The sequence below is a fragment of the Burkholderia territorii genome (genome assembly GCF_902833055.1).
Lineage (GTDB): Bacteria > Pseudomonadota > Gammaproteobacteria > Burkholderiales > Burkholderiaceae > Burkholderia > Burkholderia territorii.
The window spans coordinates 1-17,900 of sequence record NZ_CADFEJ010000029.1 but is presented as its reverse complement, the minus strand read 5'-3'; the positions used below and the strand labels follow the sequence as shown (position 1 = coordinate 17,900).

Annotated in this window: 20 protein-coding genes and 1 pseudogene; 6 read left to right on the top strand and 15 right to left on the bottom strand. The window is 67.6% G+C overall.

The genetic code is table 11. The annotated features are described in order from the left end of the window. The first annotated feature begins 48 nt into the window (after positions 1-48). Positions 49-1,209 carry an MFS transporter gene (locus HW466_RS28920; protein ID WP_059543571.1) on the top strand — a complete coding sequence of 387 codons (1,161 nt, stop codon included), beginning with the start codon at positions 49-51 and terminating at the stop codon, positions 1,207-1,209. A 136-nt stretch (positions 1,210-1,345) separates the two neighbouring features. On the opposite strand, the gene fahA is transcribed toward HW466_RS28920, so the two are convergent. From fahA to HW466_RS28895, 5 genes are read right to left on the bottom strand one after another with little or no spacing between them, the layout of a single operon-like run. After that, positions 1,346-2,650 (bottom strand): fumarylacetoacetase, encoded by a 1,305-nt coding sequence (gene fahA, locus HW466_RS28915; protein ID WP_151006358.1) that lies wholly within the window; start codon positions 2,648-2,650, stop codon positions 1,346-1,348. Next, positions 2,647-3,981 carry a homogentisate 1,2-dioxygenase gene (gene hmgA / locus HW466_RS28910; RefSeq protein ID WP_059507013.1) on the bottom strand — a complete coding sequence of 445 codons (1,335 nt, stop codon included), beginning with the start codon at positions 3,979-3,981 and terminating at the stop codon, positions 2,647-2,649. Before hmgA ends, fahA begins: the two co-directional genes overlap by 4 nt. Before the next feature lie 15 nt (positions 3,982-3,996). After that, the gene (locus tag HW466_RS28905) at positions 3,997-5,358 is read right to left on the bottom strand and encodes an MFS transporter (RefSeq protein WP_059450902.1); all 1,362 of its coding nucleotides are present in this window, start codon (positions 5,356-5,358) and stop codon (positions 3,997-3,999) included. Further along, positions 5,355-5,585, bottom strand: a complete 231-nt coding sequence (locus tag HW466_RS28900) for a DUF2783 domain-containing protein (RefSeq protein WP_059450903.1) — start codon at positions 5,583-5,585, stop codon at positions 5,355-5,357. Before HW466_RS28900 ends, HW466_RS28905 begins: the two co-directional genes overlap by 4 nt. A gap of 29 nt (positions 5,586-5,614) precedes the next feature. Further along, positions 5,615-7,303 carry an FAD-dependent oxidoreductase gene (locus HW466_RS28895; protein ID WP_174905550.1) on the bottom strand — a complete coding sequence of 563 codons (1,689 nt, stop codon included), beginning with the start codon at positions 7,301-7,303 and terminating at the stop codon, positions 5,615-5,617. Between the two features lie 378 nt (positions 7,304-7,681). Here HW466_RS28895 and HW466_RS28890 point away from each other — a divergent pair, with 378 nt between their 5' ends. Continuing rightward, positions 7,682-8,485, top strand: coding sequence for an EAL domain-containing protein (locus HW466_RS28890; RefSeq protein WP_059450905.1), 804 nt, complete (start codon positions 7,682-7,684; stop codon positions 8,483-8,485). A gap of 237 nt (positions 8,486-8,722) precedes the next feature. Here the strand turns inward: HW466_RS28890 and HW466_RS28885 are convergent, their stop codons facing one another. Then, the gene (locus HW466_RS28885) at positions 8,723-9,133 is read right to left on the bottom strand and encodes a GFA family protein (RefSeq protein ID WP_059450906.1); all 411 of its coding nucleotides are present in this window, start codon (positions 9,131-9,133) and stop codon (positions 8,723-8,725) included. Between the two features lie 133 nt (positions 9,134-9,266). Beyond that, the gene (locus tag HW466_RS28880) at positions 9,267-10,058 is read right to left on the bottom strand and encodes an IclR family transcriptional regulator (protein WP_059543566.1); all 792 of its coding nucleotides are present in this window, start codon (positions 10,056-10,058) and stop codon (positions 9,267-9,269) included. A gap of 324 nt (positions 10,059-10,382) precedes the next feature. On the opposite strand from HW466_RS28880, the gene HW466_RS28875 reads away from it, so the two are divergent. Further along, positions 10,383-11,570, top strand: coding sequence for an acyl-CoA dehydrogenase (locus HW466_RS28875; RefSeq protein ID WP_059450908.1), 1,188 nt, complete (start codon positions 10,383-10,385; stop codon positions 11,568-11,570). 139 nt (positions 11,571-11,709) lie between these two features. Here the strand turns inward: HW466_RS28875 and HW466_RS28870 are convergent, their stop codons facing one another. Then, positions 11,710-12,348, bottom strand: a complete 639-nt coding sequence (locus HW466_RS28870) for a peroxiredoxin (protein ID WP_059450909.1) — start codon at positions 12,346-12,348, stop codon at positions 11,710-11,712. A gap of 318 nt (positions 12,349-12,666) precedes the next feature. On the opposite strand from HW466_RS28870, the gene HW466_RS28865 reads away from it, so the two are divergent. The 3 genes from HW466_RS28865 to HW466_RS28855 all read left to right on the top strand — a co-directional run bounded on the left by HW466_RS28865 (position 12,667) and on the right by HW466_RS28855 (position 13,970). Next, entirely contained in the window at positions 12,667-12,969 is a 303-nt protein-coding gene (locus HW466_RS28865) for an ElaB/YgaM/YqjD family protein (RefSeq protein ID WP_006754606.1), read from the top strand. 124 nt (positions 12,970-13,093) lie between these two features. Further along, positions 13,094-13,483, top strand: a complete 390-nt coding sequence (locus HW466_RS28860; RefSeq protein WP_059450910.1) for a phage holin family protein — start codon at positions 13,094-13,096, stop codon at positions 13,481-13,483. A 43-nt stretch (positions 13,484-13,526) separates the two neighbouring features. Further along, the gene (locus HW466_RS28855) at positions 13,527-13,970 is read left to right on the top strand and encodes a DUF3318 domain-containing protein (RefSeq protein ID WP_059450911.1); all 444 of its coding nucleotides are present in this window, start codon (positions 13,527-13,529) and stop codon (positions 13,968-13,970) included. A 62-nt stretch (positions 13,971-14,032) separates the two neighbouring features. Here the strand turns inward: HW466_RS28855 and HW466_RS28850 are convergent, their stop codons facing one another. From HW466_RS28850 to glyA, 7 genes and pseudogenes are all read right to left on the bottom strand, one after another. After that, positions 14,033-14,485, bottom strand: a complete 453-nt coding sequence (locus HW466_RS28850; protein ID WP_059507009.1) for a type IV pilin protein — start codon at positions 14,483-14,485, stop codon at positions 14,033-14,035. Beyond that, on the bottom strand, positions 14,482-14,943 hold the full coding sequence (locus tag HW466_RS28845; protein WP_059868972.1) for a pilus assembly protein: 462 nt from the start codon (positions 14,941-14,943) through the stop codon (positions 14,482-14,484). The genes HW466_RS28850 and HW466_RS28845 overlap by 4 nt, the downstream gene beginning before the upstream one ends. Positions 14,944-15,161: 218 nt before the next feature. Continuing rightward, complete coding sequence (locus HW466_RS28840; protein ID WP_151005417.1) at positions 15,162-16,001, bottom strand: PilW family protein; 840 nt, start codon at positions 15,999-16,001, stop codon at positions 15,162-15,164. Continuing rightward, complete coding sequence (locus HW466_RS28835; protein WP_059543565.1) at positions 15,985-16,413, bottom strand: hypothetical protein; 429 nt, start codon at positions 16,411-16,413, stop codon at positions 15,985-15,987. Before HW466_RS28835 ends, HW466_RS28840 begins: the two co-directional genes overlap by 17 nt. Beyond that, entirely contained in the window at positions 16,410-16,970 is a 561-nt protein-coding gene (locus HW466_RS28830; RefSeq protein ID WP_059543737.1) for a GspH/FimT family pseudopilin, read from the bottom strand. Before HW466_RS28830 ends, HW466_RS28835 begins: the two co-directional genes overlap by 4 nt. 153 nt (positions 16,971-17,123) lie before the next feature. Beyond that, a complete protein-coding gene (nrdR, locus tag HW466_RS28825) occupies positions 17,124-17,603 on the bottom strand; it encodes a transcriptional regulator NrdR (protein ID WP_006760615.1) in 480 nt (159 codons plus the stop codon). 6 nt (positions 17,604-17,609) lie between these two features. Beyond that, a pseudogene (gene glyA / locus HW466_RS28820) lies at positions 17,610-17,900 on the bottom strand (serine hydroxymethyltransferase); the annotation flags it as partial.

Here is a 17,900-nt window from a genome sequence, read left to right as displayed (position 1 = left end):
GATGGCCTTCATGGACCTTTCAGGGTTCGCGGTGTAGCATCGCGGCCGATGAAAGCCATTCTCAATCGCGATTTCCTCGCACTGATCCTCAGCGTCGCGGTCGTCGGTCTCGGCACCGGCGCCACCATGCCACTGACCGCGCTCGCGCTGACCGAAGCCGGGCACGGCACCAACGTCGTCGGCATGCTGACGGCCGCGCAGGCGCTGGGCGGCCTCGCGATCGTCCCGTTCGTCACCGCGCTCGCGCGGCGCATCGGCGCACGCCGCGCGATCGTCGTGTCGGTCGTGCTGCTCGCGGCGGCCACGGCACTCATGCAGTTCACGTCGAACCTGATCGTCTGGGGCGTGCTGCGCGTGCTGTGCGGTGCGGCGCTGATGCTGCTGTTTACGATCGGCGAGGCGTGGGTCAACCAGCTCGCCGACGATTCGACGCGCGGCCGCGTGGTCGCGATCTACGCGACCAATTTCACGCTGTTCCAGATGGCGGGGCCCGTGCTGGTCAGCCAGATCGCCGGCGCGACGAGCATCCGCTTCGCGCTGTGCGGCGCGCTGTTCCTGCTCGCGCTGCCGACGCTCGCGACCATCCGGCGCGCGCCGCTCGCCGGCGACGACGCGCATCACGCGGCGCACGACAGCTGGCTTGCCGTGCTGCCGCGCATGCCCGCGCTGATCATCGGCACCGGCTTCTTCGCGCTGTTCGATACGCTCGCGCTGTCGTTGCTGCCGCTCTATGCGATGGATCACGGCGTCGCGAGCGCGACCGCCGTGCTGCTCGCGTCGATCATGCTGTTCGGCGACACCGCGATGCAGTTCCCGATCGGCTGGCTCGCCGACAAGCTCGGCCGCGAACGCGTGCACCTCGGCGCCGGCTGGATCGTGCTCGCGGGCCTGCCGCTGTTGCCGCTCGTGATCGCGAACCCGTGGCTGTGCTGGCCGTTGCTGTTCGTGCTGGGCGCGGCGGCCGGCAGCATCTACACGCTGTCGCTCGTCGCGTGCGGCGAACGCTTCCGCGGCGCGGCGCTCGTCACCGCGAGCTCGCTCGTGTCGGCATCGTGGAGCGCCGCGAGCTTCGGCGGCCCACTGGTTGCGGGCGCATTGATGGAGCAACTGGGCAGCCACGCGCTGATCGGCGTGCTGGTCGTGTGCGTCGCCGCGTTCGTCGCGGCCGCGCTGTGGGAGCGGCGCGCCGCGTTGCAGCGCGCGGTCTGACGCTGGCACTGTCGCTGACGCAAGCGCCGCGCACCGGCACAGGCGCATCGCCATCCTTCGCCACAACGAAAACGGCCCGCGCGATGCGGGCCGCCTTCTCCTTGCTACTACGCGTCGCGAGTCGCGGTGCAGTCCGTCACGCGCCGTGCGCCGGCAGGATCTTGCCGGCACACGCGCCGAAGCCGATGCGATAGCCGTCGCCCTGGCACCAGCCCGCGAGCGTCAGTTCGTCGCCGTCCTCAATGAACGCGCGGCTGCCGCCGCCGTTCAGCGCGAGCGGTTCCTTGCCGTTCCACGTCAGTTCGAGCAGGCTGCCGAACGAGTCCTTCGTCGGCCCGCTGATCGTGCCCGAACCCATCAGATCCCCGACGCGCGTGTTGCAGCCCGCGACCGTGTGATGCGCGAGCTGCTGCGCCATCGTCCAGTACATGTACCGGAAGTTGGTGCGGCAGATCGACGTCGCCTCGGCGGCGCCTTCGGGGCGCAGCGTTACTTCCAGCGCGATGTCGAACGCGTGCTTGCCGGCGTGCCGCAGATATTCGAGCGGCTGCGGCGACTGCTCGGGCTGCGCGACGCGAAACGGTTCGAGCGCGTCGAGCGTGACGATCCATGGCGAGATCGTCGTCGCGAAGGTTTTCGCATTGAACGGGCCGAGCGGCACGTATTCCCACTGCTGGATGTCGCGCGCGCTCCAGTCGTTCAGCAGCACCATCCCGAAGATGTGCGCTTCGGCATCCTCGCATGCGATCGGCTCGCCGAGCGCGTTGCCCTTGCCGACGATGAACCCGGTCTCCAGCTCGATGTCGAGCTTGCGGCATGCGCCGAACACCGGGCGCTCCTGGTCGGGCAGCTTCAGTTGCCCGTTGGGGCGCCGCACCGGCGTGCCGCTCACGACCACCGACGACGCGCGGCCGTTGTAGCCGATCGGCATCTCGGACCAGTTCGGCAGCAACGCATTCTTCGGATCGCGAAACATCGAGCCGACGTTGGTTGCATGCTCCTTCGACGAATAGAAATCGGTGTAGCCGGGAATGTCGACCGGCAGGTGCAGCGTCGCATCGCGCTGCGCGACGAGCACTTGCGCGCGCAGCGCGGCGTCATCGCGCAGTCGCGCGTCGTCGCGCGAGAACAGCTGCGACAGCTGCACGCGCACGCTGCGCCACGCGTCGCGACCGAGCGCGATGAACGGATTGAGCGTCGGCGCGGCAAACACGTCGGCGCCGGCCGGCAGCGTCACGAGGCCCGCACGCGCGAGCGCGGCGAGGTCGACGATGCGGTCGCCGAGTGCGACGCCCGCGCGGCGCGCCGGTTGATTCGGATCGCTGAAGATCCCGAACGGCAGGTTCTGGATCGGGAAATCGCAGGCGGGATCGTTCGCCGTGTCGACCCAGCTCTTGCGGGCGGGGTCGAGCGTCGCGCGCCAGTCTTGGGTGTCGCTCATCTTTGCTCCGGATTGAAGTGTTTCTTGATGCCTTGCCAGCATTCGAAGTAGTCGGCCTGCAGCTGCGCGGTGTCGAGCGCGAAGCGCGTCGGACGGATCAACGTGCGGGTTTCGAACATGAACGCCATCGTCGCGTCGACCTTGTGCGGCTTCGTCGTGTCGCTCGCCGATGCCTTCTCGAACGTGTCCGCATCCGGCCCGTGGCCCGACATGCAGTTGTGCAGGCTCGCGCCGCCCGGCACGAACCCTTCGGCCTTGGCGTCGTACGCGCCGTGCACGAGACCCATGAACTCGCTCGCGACGTTGCGGTGGAACCACGGCGGGCGGAACGTATCCTCGGCCGCGAGCCAGCGCGGCGGAAAAATCACGAAGTCGATCGTGTCGACGCCGGGCGTGTCGCTCGGCGACTGCAGCACGAGGAAGATCGACGGATCGGGATGGTCGTAGCTGATCGAGCCGATCGTGTTGAACAGGCGCAGGTCGTATTTGTACGGCGCGTAGTTGCCGTGCCACGCGACGACGTCGAACGGCGAATGTCCGATATCCGCGCGCCACAGGCGCCCGTTCAGCTTCGCGATCAGCTCGAACGCGCCTTCGCGATCCTCGTACGCGGCCTGCGGCGTGAGGAAATCGCGCGGGTTCGCGAGCCCGTTCGAACCGATCGGCCCAAGGTCGGGCAGTCGCAGCAGCGCGCCGAAGTTCTCGCAGATATAGCCGCGCGCGTCGCCGTCCGGCAGCGCGACGGAAAAACGCACGCCGCGCGGGATCACCGCGATCTCGAACGGCTCGACATCGAGCCGGCCGAATTCGGTCGCGATGAAGAGCCGGCCCTGTTGCGGCACGATCAGCAGTTCGCCGTCGGCGCTGTAGAAGAAGCGGTCCTGCATCGAGCGGTTCGCCGCGTACAGGTGGATCGCGCAGCCGTTCATCGCGGCCGCCGAGCCGTTGCCGGCCATCGTCACGAGCCCTTCGACGAAATCGGTCGGCTCCACCGGCATCGGCAGCGGATCCCAGCGCAGCTGGTTCGGCGGCGTCGGCGGCACGTCGGCCGAGTCGCCGAATTCCGACACGAGCCGTTGCGGGCTCGCGAACGGCTCGAACGGCCGGTGCACGGCCGCCGGCCGGATCCGGTACAGCCACGAGCGGCGATTGTGGCTGCGCGGCGCGGTAAACGCGGTGCCCGACAGTTGCTCCGCATACAGCCCGTACGGCGCGCGCTGCGGCGAGTTGCGCCCGTGCGGCAGCGCGCCGGGCAGTGCCTCCGTCGCGAATTCGTTCGCGAAACCGCTCAGGTAGCCGGCTCGCGCCGGTTTCGACAGGTCAAGCGTCATCGTTTCCTTTCTCCATCAATTCATGGCGGCGTTCGGCGCCTGCGCACCGCTGCGCCGCGCGACGGCGGCCAGTCCCAGCACGAACAGCGCCGAGCACAGCACGGGCACCGCGGCCGCGTGGAACAACGCGCCGTTGGTCCAGTTCAGCGCAATCAGTTGTCCGCCGACGAGCGGCCCGAGCACCGAGCCGATCCGGCCGATGCCGAGGCTCCAGCCGATGCCGGTCGAGCGCAGCGACGTCGGGTAATACTGGCCCGCGAGCGCATTCACGGCCGGCTGCCCGCCGACCACGCAGAATCCGCCCGCGAACACGACGATCAGCAGCCACGGCAGCGCATGCGCGACCGAGCCGATCAGCCCGACCGAGACGGCCGCGCACGCGAAGCACGCGAACAGCACGCGCACGAAGCCGTAGCGTTCGATGAACCAGCCGAGCGACAGCGTGCCGATCACGCCGCCCGTCTGCAGCACCGTGCCGACGATCACGGCCGTGCCCGGCGAATAGCCCGCGTCGCGCATCACCGTCGGCAGCCAGTTCGACAGGAAGTACAGGTCGATCAGGTTCATGAAGCTGATGGCCCACAGCAGCAGCGTGACCGGCAAGCGGCCTTCGCGGAACAGCTCGGCGACCGGCGCGCCGCTCGCCGCACGCTCGCGCACGACGATGCGCGTGTTCGCATCGATGCCGGCCTGCGGCGCGAAGCGCGCGAGCCACGCGCGCGCGTGCGCGTCGCGCCCCTTCAGCACCAGGAACTGCAGCGACTCGGGCAGCCGCGCGAGCATCGCGACGGTCAGCACGAGCGGCACCGCGCCGCCGACGAAGAACACCGAGCGCCAGCCGAGCGCCGGAATCAACGCCGCGCTGATGAAGCCGCCGATCGCGGCGCCGAGCGTGAAGCCGCACGACACGATCATCATCCGCTTCACGCGATGCGCGGCCGGGCTGAATTCGCCGACCAGCGCCATCGCGTTCGGCATGATGCAGCCGAGGCCGAGGCCCGTGACGAAGCGCAGCGCCATCAGCACCGGGATCGAACCCGCGAACGGCGTCGCGAGCATCGTCGCCGCGAAGAACAGCGTCGAGCCGATCAGCACCGGGCGCCGCCCGATCCGGTCGGCCAGCACCGACAGCCCGAGCGCGCCGAGCAGCATCCCGAACAGGCTCGCGCTGAACACCGGCCCGAGCGCCTGCTTCGGCACGCCCCATTCGGCGATCACGCTGGGCGCAACATAGCCCATCGCCTGCGCATCGAAGCCGTCGATCACGAGACACAGCCCGCACAACGCGAGCAGCATCCAGTGAAAACCCGGGCGGTGGGTCTCGTCGATCACGCGCTCGACTTCGAGCACGCGCGCGTCGGCCGGCGCCGCGCTCATTGCGCCACCTCGGCCGTCGGATGCACGGGCGGCGTCACGCCCTGGCGCGCGAGCGCCATCGCTTCGCGCAGCACGTCGGCATCGCCGATATGGTTCGCGAGCAGCAGGATCAGCTTCGCGTTGACGAGCTGGCTGTCGGCGTCGGACAAATCGCGATGCATGTCGATCAGCGCTTCGTAGAACGCATCCGGATCGGCCAGGCGCGGGCGGGTGTCGAGTCGGGGCATGACGAGTGTCTCCGTTATCGTTGTCGTGTTCAATGCGGTGTTGGGCGCGCGCACGTCGCGCGCGCCAGCGCGTCGGCGATCGCGTGGCGCTCGAGCGAGCGCATCCGCGCGCAGACATGCTGGTCGGGGCGCAGCAGGTAAAACGTGCCCGGCTTCGCGTCGTAGCGTTGCGCGGCGAGGCCGTCGACGTCCTCCACGACGTCGACCCCGGCCACCGGCTGCGCATGCCCGGCCGGCACGACCAACACCGGCCGCACCGGCAGCGCCAGGCCGTCGAGCGCCTGCGCGAGCGCGGCGGCGTCGCCCGGCAGCCCGAACAGCACGCCCGTGAAACCGTCGCCCAGGTGCCGCAGCAGCCAGCCCGACCGGCCCTGCGCGCGCACCGGCGCATCGGCCGCCGCCGCGCCCGGGCGCATCGCGCACGCGAACGCGTCGCCAGCGCGGTCCGGCGTATTCAGCGGCGAATCGGCGAGCACGGCCGGCACCGACAGACGGCCGCTGTTCACGAGCTTGCGCGCGAATTCGCAGTCGCGTGCAAGCTTCAGCGTCGCGTCGCGGAACACGCGCGACACCGCGCTCTTCGGCGTGATGAAATCGGTCGAGCGCGTCGAGTGGCGGATGTTCTCGTCGGCCGCGAATTCGCGTTCGCTCGCATACGTGTCGAGCAGGCGGTCGTCCGCGCGGCCGTCGAGCACGAGCTTCAGCTTCCACGCGAGGTTGTCCGCGTCCTGCACGCCGCTGTTCGCGCCGCGCGCGCCGAACGGCGACACGCCGTGCGCGGAATCGCCCGCGAACAGCACGCGGCCGTGCCGGAACGTATCCATCCGCTGGCAGCGGAACGTATAGACGCTCACCCATTCGAGCTCGAACTCGACGTCCGGCCCGAGCAGCGCGCGCACGCGCGGAATGACCCGCTCCGGCTGCTTCTCCGCGACCGGGTCCGCGTCCCAGCCGAGCTGGAAGTCGATGCGCCACACGTTGTCGGGCTGACGATGCAGCAGCACCGACTGGTTGCGGTGGAACGGCGGATCGAACCAGAACCAGCGCTCGGTCGGGAATTCCGCCTTCATCTTCACGTCGGCGATCAGGAAACGGTCCTTGAACGTGCGGCCGCGGCTCTCGAGGCCCATGGCCGCGCGTATCGGACTGCGCGAGCCGTCGGCCGCGATCACGTATTGCGCGCGCAGCGTCTCGATGCCTTCCGGCGTCTCGACCGTGAGCGTCGCGTGTTCGGCCGCTTGCGCGACACCGGTTACCTTGTGCTTCCAGCGGATGTCGATGTTCGGCAGCGCGAACGCACGCTCGGCCAGATAGCCTTCGACGTAGTACTGCTGCAGGTTGATGAATGCCGGACGCGCGTGGCCTTCCTCCGGCAGCAGGTCGAACGCATACAGCTGCTCGTCCTGGAGGAACACCTTGCCGACGTGCCAGCTCACGCCCTTGTCGACGAAGCGCTCGCCGCAGCCGAGCCGGTCGAAGATCTCGAGCGTGCGCTTCGCGAAGCAGATCGCGCGCGAGCCCGTCGACAGCGTGTCGTCGTCGTCGAGCAGCACGACCGGCACGCCCTGCTGCGCGAGGTCGATCGCGGCCGACAGGCCCACCGGGCCCGCGCCGACGACGATCACCGGGTGAATGGCCGCGTCGTCGCCGCCGGCCCGCGTCGCGCGCGGCTTGTAGTCGAACTTCAGCGTCTGGTAATCGATGCTCATGGTCGCCATCCGCTCCTCAGCCCCGCCGTGCGCTCGCCGACGCGCACGGCTTCGTCCCGCTCGTGCCCGTTGCCCGCCGCTGCCGCGGCCCGCCCTGCCTCGCCCACCTGCTGTCAACCGCCACGTCTCGCTCCTTGCTTCCTGTTGATCCGATTCGGGAAACGGCGCCGCTCCGGGCGCCGAACGCCGCTTTTCTTGATCGGCGACAAATCCTTGGATTTACGAATAGTAAAACCAATTACGAATAGTGAAATCAACGTAAACCCTAGCCATCGACGCGAGGACGGGATAACGATATGAGCGAAACGCCAAGCCGAGCCGGGCGCGCGCTGCTAATATCAAGACATGAGGCGGCCCTTTCGGCCGCCATTTTTCCTTCCTACGCCGATGATTCCGCCCAACATTCCCGAGTTGGTCGTCCGTGCCGGGCAATTGCCGTATCTGCGCGAACACCTTGCGCTTGCCGAGGGCGGCACCGCGTGTGCAACGCTGCCGGAGCGCACGCTCGCGAGCGCCTATGAGCCGATCTACGACGTGACGATGCCCGGCGCGCCGCAGTCGACGTCGTTCGCCGACGCGATCGAGCGTTACGGCGACGAACTCGGCTTCCAGGCGGTCACGCTGGTCACGGGGTCGGCGCACGATCCGGTCGACTCGGCCGTCGACGACCAGACGCTCGTCGCGATCGACCGGCTGTCGCGCGCGCTGCACGCGATCAACTTCTTCGGCGCGCAACGCCACGGGCTGCTGTTCCTGCGCGTGCACGAACGGCTGCTCAAGAGCGTGAAGTACGACCACGGCAAGCATTTCTCGTCGGTTCTGCAGCGTTTCGGGCTGCCGGCCGAGCGGATCGTGATCGAGCTGCCGGCGGCCGCCGTCGCGCACAAGACCTTCCTCGGCTACCTGACGCGCAGCTACCAGCATCACGGCTTCAAGGTTGCGGACAAGCTGCCCGACCCGGGCCGGATCCTCGCGGTCGAATCGGAGATGGCGCGGCCCGACTACATCAAGATGGATGCGGGCATCGCGCTGCGTGACGGGATGGTGAAGGCGCTGGTCGCGTATGCGCAGCGCGTGCGGATTCCGCTGATTTTCGATGGCGTCGTCGACGAGACGCAGTGCGAGCTGCTGCGCCAGCACGACGTGCGGTTCATGCAGGGGCCGGTGTTCGCGAAGGTCGTCCCGGCGTGAACGGGTAATCGTCGGCCCGCGCTGGGTGCGAAACGTCCGATGGCGCAGTCCGGGGGCGGTGATTGCGGCGGGAATCGGGGGGCGGCGTGCATCGTTGCGCGATGCCGGCCGGTTCCGGTTCCGGTTCCGGTTCCGCTTCCGCTTCCGCTTCCGCTTCCGCTTCTGCTTCTGCTCATCCGTGGAAGGTCCAACACGCTTGCGCAACGTGTCGACGCCGGCAGCATCGACAACCGCCGCCTATGCCCTTCCACCGTCGTCGAATTTCGGCAGATCGTCGTCGATCTCGATGCCCGGGAAGCGATCCCCGTACCAGACGTGCCACGCGGGACGCAGCAGCGCGGGTTCGTCGAGCGTCGCATAGTTGATTTCCACGGTCTTCGGCGCATCGGCCAGACGATACTCCAGCTGCGCGCCGCAGCGGCCGCAAAAGCGCCGCTCGCCCCAGGCGCTCGACGCATAGACCGTCGGCTCGCCACGCAGGTATTCGAATGCGTCGAGCGGCACCGATGCCGACGCGACGACCGCCGCACCCGTCGTGCGCTGACAGAGCCGGCAATGGCAAAAGCCTGCATCGGCCGGAATGCCGGCGATCCGGTAGCGGATCGCCCCGCATGCACAACCGCCTTCCATGGTTTCCAGGTGGGACATCCCGAGCCTCGTCGTCGTCGCGCAATCCGTAGACGATGATGAGCGCGGTTCGCGCGCGGCGCAACCGGCTGCGGCGCCCATCCGACGGGCGGCCGGCGCGGCGCGACGCGGCGCGCCGCTCGCGATGCCCGGTTCAGACTGTCTGCCCGAGTCGCTGCGCGAGCGCCTTCAGCTTCGGCCCGATCTGCGTGCGGAACACGTCCTCGTCCATCGACGACGCGGGCCCGCTGCAGCTCAGGATCAGCCAGCGCCCCTCGCGCGGCTCGCGAAACGGCACGGCCGCCGCGTTCACGTCCATGTGCCACGCGCGGAACGAATAGCAGCATCCGCCCGCGGAGAACTCGGCCACCGCCTGTTGCGCGGCCGCGACGAGCGCATCCGCGTCGGCCGCGCCGCCGGCCGCCCGGTGCAGATCCGCATAGAGCGCGCGGCGCACGTCCTCCGGCTGCGCGGCCAGGTACGCACGGCCCATCGAACTCGTCAGCATCGACAGCCGCGAGCCGGGCGCAAGCCCGAGCGTCAGCGCGGTTTCGCTGCGGATCGTCTCCAGATAGATCATGTCGAGCCCGTCGCGGCAGCCGAGCGACACGGCCGCGCCGATTTCGCGCGCGAGCGCTTGCATGTGCGGGCGGGCGAGATCGAGCGTCCCCGAGCCGGACAGCAACGCGTAGCCGAGCGACAGCACGCCGGCGTCGAGCGCATACTTTCCGAGCGTCTCGTCATAACGCAGGTAACCGAGCACGGTCAGCGTATAGGCAAGCCGGTTCACCGTCGCCTTGGGCAGGCCGGTGCGCTCGGCGAAGTCGCGATTGCCGAGCATCGTCTCGCCGGGCCGGAATGCGCGCAGCAGGTCGAGGCCGCGCGCGAGCGCTACGACGAACTTGCGTTCGTCGATCGTGGTTTCGTCGATGGTTGAAAGCGCCATGTGATGCTACACTGGGTTCGTTTTGCAAAACATTGTTCCGCACAGCGGAACTCTAGTCAAGCGAACTTTTGACATCGGGCGAGGCAGCGAATCGCCACACCCCGGGACCGACCATAAACGATGGGATCAGGGCAAGCGCTGAAAGCGCCAACTCTGGCCGACGGCTAAGCATGGAGCCAGAGCAGGCGCTGAAGTGCCAAACTCTGGCCGACCGCGAAGCATGGGGCCAGAGTAAGCGCTGAAGTGCCAAACTCTGGCCGACCGCGAAGTATGGGGCCAGAGTAAGCGCTAAAGCGCTAACTCTGGCCGACAGGAGATGACACGATGACTGCTGCAACTTTTCATTGGGATGATCCGCTGTTGCTCGACCAGCAACTGACCGAGGAAGAACGCATGGTGCGCGATGCCGCGCACGCATACGCGCGCGACAAGCTCGCGCCGCGCGTCACGGAGGCGTTCCGCCATGAACGCACCGACGCCGAGATCTTCCGCGAGATGGGCGAGATCGGCCTGCTCGGCCCGACGATTCCGGAAGAATACGGTGGCCCCGGTCTCAATTACGTGAGTTACGGGCTGATCGCGCGCGAAGTCGAGCGCGTCGACTCCGGCTACCGCTCGATGATGTCCGTGCAGTCGTCGCTCGTGATGGTGCCGATCCATGAATTCGGCTCCGACGCACAGAAGCAGAAATACCTGCCGAAGCTCGCGAGCGGCGAATGGATCGGCTGCTTCGGGCTGACCGAGCCGAACCACGGCTCCGACCCGGGCAGCATGGTCACGCGCGCGAAGAAGGTGCCCGGCGGTTACTCGCTGTCCGGCGCGAAGATGTGGATCACCAACTCGCCGATCGCCGATGTCTTCGTCGTGTGGGCGAAACTGGAAGAAAACGGCAAGGACGCGATCCGCGGCTTCATTCTCGAAAAAGGCTGGAAGGGCCTGTCGGCGCCCGCGATTCACGGCAAGGTCGGGCTGCGCGCGTCAATCACCGGCGAGATCGTCCTCGATGAAGTGTTCGTGCCCGAAGAGAACCTGATGCCGAACGTGAGCGGCCTGCGCGGCCCGTTCACATGCCTGAACTCGGCGCGCTACGGGATCGCCTGGGGCGCGCTCGGCGCGGCCGAATCGTGCTGGCACACCGCGCGCCAGTACGTGCTCGATCGCAAGCAGTTCGGCCGGCCGCTCGCCGCGAACCAGCTGATCCAGAAGAAGCTCGCCGACATGCAGACCGAGATCACGCTCGGCCTGCAGGGCGTGCTGCGTCTCGGCCGGATGAAGGACGAAGGCACGGCGGCCGTCGAGATCACGTCGATCATGAAGCGCAACTCGTGCGGCAAGGCGCTCGACATCGCGCGGCTCGCGCGGGACATGCTCGGCGGCAACGGCATCTCGGACGAATTCGGCGTCGCGCGCCATCTCGTGAACCTCGAAGTGGTGAACACGTACGAAGGCACGCACGACATCCACGCACTGATCCTCGGCCGCGCGCAGACGGGCATCCAGGCTTTCTTCTGATCATTCCGGCGCGATACGCGGCACCCGTCTCGTCATGCGGGCGCCGCCGAAAACGACACGGCCCGCCCGGCATCGCTGCCCGGCGGGCCGTTTTCATCGGCACGCGTTCGTCACGCGCCGCCGATGCGACAGACGCTGCTTACTTGTTCGGCTGCGGCGTGAGGCGCAGGTACGGACGCACGGCGTTGAAGCCCTTCGGGAAGCGCTTCTTCAGCTCTTCCGGATCCTGCAGCGACGGCACGATCACGACGTCGTCGCCGTCCTTCCAGTTGCCGGGCGTCGCGACCTTGTAGTTGTCCGTCAGCTGCAGCGAGTCGATCACGCGCAGCACTTCGTCGAAGTTGCGGCCGGTGCTCGCCGGATAGGTGATGATGAGCCGCACCTTCTTGTTCGGATCGATCACGAACAGCGAGCGCACCGTCAGCGTTTCGTTCGCGTTCGGATGGATCATGTCGTACAGCTGCGACACCTTGCGGTCCGCGTCGGCGATGATCGGGAAGCCGACGACGGTCGACTGCGTTTCGTTGATGTCGTTGATCCAGCCCTTGTGCGATTCGACGCCGTCGACCGACAGCGCGATCACCTTCACGTTGCGCTTCTCGAATTCGCCCTTCAGCTTCGCGGTCAGCCCGAGTTCAGTCGTGCATACCGGCGTGTAGTCGGCCGGGTGCGAGAACAGGACGCCCCAGCTGTCGCCCAGCCACTCGTGAAACTTGATCGGGCCCAGGCTCGATTCCTGCTCGAAATCCGGTGCGATGTCACCAAGACGCAGACTCATGATGTTCCCTCCTCGAACGATGCTGGTTGAAACCGCGCGCCGGACGGCGCGGGACAGTCCATCAGCTTACGGGAAGCAATGGGCCGTGCGAACGATTATTCCGTTTGATATTCATACTTTTTTGTCATTTTTACCCGGTATCCGGGCAGTCCGGACGTCCGCAACGGAAACTTTTCGCAGCATTTGCGGCTCTGTCAATGCTGACGAGTCATTTACCATGTAGTCTTGCACCGCCGCCGCGTGTCTTCCCGGCTCGCCAGCAGGCAGGGGTTTCGCTACGATGTGAACCTGCAGCATGACAGCATGAAGGGAGTTGCAATGTCGGAAATCAACAAGGAGAAACTGATGTCGGATATCAAAACCGTTCTCGCGGACGCCGAGGATCTGCTCAAGCAGGCAGCGAGCAGCACGGGCGACCGTGCGGCCGAGCTGCGCGAGAAAGCCATGTCGCGCCTGAAGCAGGCCAAGGAAAAGGCAACCGACGTCCAGGTCGTGGTGGTCGAGAAAGGCAAGAAGGCCGCGCGCGCGACCGACGACTACGTGCATGAGCATCCGTGGACGTCGATCGGCGTCGCCGCGGGCGTCGGTGTGCTGATCGGCCTGCTGATCAACCGCAAGTAACGCGCGCAGCGCCGTTGCTCCTCATGCGCCGCCCCGTGCGGCGCGTGAGTGCCGAGGCTAGCCGGCGGTTCGCCGCCGGCTGGCATTGCCCTAGCCGCTCATTGCGCGCACAAGCGCCTCATCCATGACGACAGACACCCACCCGCAGCCGTCCGGCCAAGGACCGCTGCGCCGCCTCGTCGGCTCCGCGATCGGCCTGCTGCAAACGCGCCTCGAACTGGTCGGCATCGAGCTCGCCGAGGAGAAGGAACGCCTGATGGGCGTGCTGTTCCTCGGGCTCGCGGCCATGATGCTCGCGACGATGGCGCTCATCAGCCTGACCGTGCTCGTCGCGATTGCATTCTGGGATACCTATCGCTGGCAGTCGCTCGCCGCCATCACCGCGCTATACGCAATCGCGGCCATCGCCTGTGCGTGGAAGGCGCGTTCGGGCCTGCGCGACGCGCCGACCGTGTTCGAGGCGACGCTCGCCGAGCTCGAGAAAGACCGCGAAATTTTCCGCGGCAAGCCGTGAACGCAACCGCGTTCCCCTCTCTCACCTACTTCGCCGACGCGCCATGAGCCAGAACGTCACGGGCCATTCCGCCCGCCCCCATTCGTCGCGATCGAACTGGAGCGCATCGCAGCATCGCGCGCTCCGCAAGGAATTGCTAATCCTGCGATCCGAGGTCGAGCGGCTCGAGCTTGCCGAAGCCGCCGCCGAAGTGCGCCACGCCGTCACGCGCTTCAGTTGGCTCAAGGTGTTCGTCCCCGGCCTGTCGGGCACCAGGTTCAGCCAGTCCGCCAAGAACCTGAATGCGAGCCTCGGCCACCTCGTCAACCAGTACCCGATGTTGAGTTCGCTCGCGTCGCTCGTGCTGGCGAAACCCGTTCGCTCGCTGCTGCGCGCGAGCGCGGGCCCGGCGTTGAAGTGGGGCACCGTCGGCTTCGCAGCCTGGGAGGTCTACCGGATCTGGAAACAGTCGCGCGACGAGCGCGAAACCGCCGCGAACGGCGACTGACGAGCTACGACCAGCGCGCACGGCCTCACGCCGATGCGCGTTTTCCGTGTGTGATCGTGTGATCAACGCACGCCCCAGCAGGTCCGCTGCAGCGAATCGGCTTCTGCAGCTTTCGATCCCGCGTTGCCTTTGGTGCCATCAGCACGCAGCGTGAACGCGCCGCATGCGTCGTCGCGCATCGGGCCTGCATCGAGCGGGCGGGCAACGAGTTCGTAGGCCACCGGCGCACCATTGCCGTCTGCTAGCCGCAGGGCCACGTCGTAGACCGCCTGCCCGTCCGGGGGCGCGTGCGAATATGCGTGTGGCAGCGTGCGTGGCGGCGCGCCATCAAGCGTTTCGAGATACTGCGCCGCGCGATAGAGTGCGGCGACTGCGGATGCGCGATGCGTGCGCGCGACATGCTCGCGATACGACGGGATACCCCACCCGGCCAGCACGGCAACGATCGCAAGCACGACCATCAGTTCGAGCAACGTGAACGCTGCTGACCGGCGCATCGATGCAGGCCGTTTCATCGAGGAACCGCCGCGACGCGACGCCAGCGTTGCGCAACGATGCGGCCGTCTCGCAGCGCGGTCTGGCTCTGCAGCCAGACCGCGCTTGACGCATGGCCACCGACTCCACATGCGGTGATGAGATAAGCGCGACTCCCTCGAGGACCGACACCTCGCCAGGCTTCGATCAGGCAACGCGGCGGCTCGCTCGCCATCGGCCATGAGGCGAATGGTGCGAATGCTTCGGCGACATTCAGCGCGGGCGCACGCCGCCATGCGTCCGGTTCGACGGTTGACGCGGATTCGTCGATGTACGGCGCGCCGCCTCGGAGCAATCGCGCCGTGCAGGCTGCCAGTGCTGCATCGGCTGCGTGAAATGCGATCAGCCGATCCGACAATGCACGCGTGCGGCGCGATTCCGTCAGTGCGGATTCGAACCATGTGCCGGTCAGCGCGGCGACTGCCGCGCCGACCGCGATCACGGCAGGCAGTGCCAGGCCGGCGTCGCGACGCCAGCCGCGGCCCGTGGACGGAACGCCTATACGGGAACGCGTTCCGCTCAGCATGGGTGCATCACCGCGTGTCGCAGGTCGCGGGACAGCGCGGCACGCCGCGTTGAGGTGCGTTGTGCTGCCTTGCGTTGCGTTGCCTGCCGCGATTCGCGTCGCAAGCTCGTCTACGAATCGGCTTGCGCAGATCATTGCAACACCCCAGGATCCAGCACCGCGTCAACGCCGGGATCGGTGAATGCGGCCGCGTCATTGCGCAGCGCGACGATTCGATGCAGCACCAGATGCGCGCGGCCGTCCGACGAAACGGCCGAGCGGCCGTCGCAATCGACATGACGCGCCGGCTCGTGGATCGGTTCGCCACGCGCACGGACGCACACATGCAAGGCAACGACATTGCGCCAGTCGCCACTGCCCATCGCTCCCGCGTCGACGAACCGCGCGGTTTCGCGACGCAGGTAGCGCACGCGCAGTTGGTCGATGCCGGACACGACGGGTTGCGGCGTGCCCGGGCGCCCGCTTCCCTCGCAGTACAACTCGGGCTCGCCCGTCGACGGACTGACGTGCGCGTCGAAGCGGTTTTCCACGAGCGCCCGCTCACCGGCAGCACCGACACCCTGCCCGAGACAATCCGACACCTGCGCCCCAATAGTCGGCCACGTCGACACCGCATCGCCGACATACCGAACGAGCAATGCGTCCGATGCTGCGCGCATGGCTTCGCAGTGCACCTGTGCTCCATTGCCTCGCACACGCCCCGCGGAACAGCCGAACACCGGCGGCAACGATGCCGGCCCTGCCACATCGAGCGGGCGAAATCCGGCCATCTGGATCTGCTGGCCGATCAGCATCAGTGCTGTCGCGGCCGCATCGCGCATCCGGAACCCGTCTTCCGCTCGCCGCTGCGCGACGCGCTGGGCGTGGTACAGCGCACCGGCAGCGGCTAGCACGAGCAGACCGACCGTCATCGCGATCAGCACTTCGAGCAGCGTATGCGCGCGACTGCGGCGATCAGCGTTCATCGGCATCGGCCCCGGCCTCTCGAAACGGCATCCGCACGCACGACGGCGGCCCGACCGCCGAGCGTGCGCTTTCGCAGCGCGCCGATGGCGGCGCATCGGCATGAGCGCGGAGCTCACGCCAGCCGACCGTCACGTAGCGGATTCCCGCCGGCCCATTGTCGAGCGCGCTCGTGCCGCCGGGCAATGATGCGGACGCGAGCGCCGCGATGCCATCGTCAGCGCCTGCCATTGCGCGCCGGCTCTCAATGCGAGCATCGGCCAGCCACAGCGCGCGTTCACGCCAGATCGTCGCCCGCTGCGCGCGCGTCATCGCAAGCTGGCTGCCGGTCACGGCCAGCATCACCGCCGCGAGCAGCGCGACGGCGAGCACCGCTTCGAGCAGCGACGTGCCGTGCATCGACTTGCGTGCGCGCGTCATGCCGCTTCGCAACGACCGGTGACGACGCGCGCGCGGCCGCCCGCCGCGATCCGGATGCAGCGCGACACGCGTGTGTCGTCACCGGACAGCATGCGCTGAGGACGCAGCTCGAAACGCCTGATCCCGCCAAGCACCTGGCCCGCCGGCGGAGCAAATGCCAGATCGTGCGCCGCCCCCGCGACCGCAATGTCTGCATCGCGCGGATAGCGCCGCAGCACGCGCGATCGTCCGTCGAAATGCCCGCTGACGAGCCAGCCGCACGACCATCCCGCGAGGTCACACCGCTCGCCGGAATGCATGCAGTCGCCGTCGCGCCCGGCCCTGCACAGCGTCACGCGCACGCCGAGACGTGTCGCCTCGGTGCGCGCGAACGACAGCGCGCCGAGCAACGCGCGCGCGCGTGCATCCACACGTTCGCGCATGTGCCACTGATCGAATGCGGGCACTGCGTATAGTCCGATCGCGGCCGCCAGCGCGATCGCGACCATCAGCTCGACGAGCGTAAAGCCGCCGCTGCATTGCATGCATCGTTCAACGCACGATCGGTGCCGTCCCATCGCCATCGCCCTCCGTCAACGTGATGAGACGACTGTAGCGACGCAAGCGGCTACGCGCCATTGGCCGAACGGCCGACTGGCGACATGCGATCGCGGCCGACACAATCGGCGCGAACTGAACCCACGGAGAAGACGATGAACGGACGCAGCGCGTCAGCGCTTACGCGGAGGCTTGGAGGGGGACGCGCGACGGAACTCTTCGATCACGTCGGCAAATTCGGAAACATCCTCGAACCGGCGATAAACCGATGCGAAACGGACATAGGCAATCGTATCGAGGCCGCGCAACTCGTTCATCACGAGTTCGCCGAGCTTCTCGCTACGCACTTCACGCTCGCCGGTCGCGAGCAATTGATATTCGATGCGGGCAACCGCCGCGTCGATCGCGTCAGCCGCAACCGGCCGCTTGCGCAGCGCGAGTTGCATGCTGGCGACGATCTTGCGACGGTCGAATTCCGTGCGGCTGCCGTCCTTCTTCACGACGGCCGGCAGGTTCAGCTCGACCCGCTCGTATGTCGTGAAGCGCTTGTCGCAAGCCGAGCAGCGACGGCGCCGACGAATCGCGGCGCCATCTTCGGACACGCGCGAGTCGACGACCTGCGTGTCCTCGTGCCGGCAGAACGGGCAGCGCATGCCGGATCAGCGATAAACCGGGAAGCGCTTCGTCAGCTCGGCCACTTGCGCGCGCACGCGCTCGATCGTCGCTGCATCTTCCGGGTTCTCGAGCACATCGGCGATCAGGTTGCCGACCTGTTCCGCTTCCGCCGGGCCGAAGCCGCGCGTCGTCATCGCCGGCGAGCCCAGGCGAATCCCGCTCGTCACGAACGGCTTTTCCGGATCGTTCGGGATCGCGTTCTTGTTCACCGTGATGTGTGCCGCGCCCAGCGCCGCTTCCGCTGCCTTGCCCGTGATGTGCTTCGCGCGCAGGTC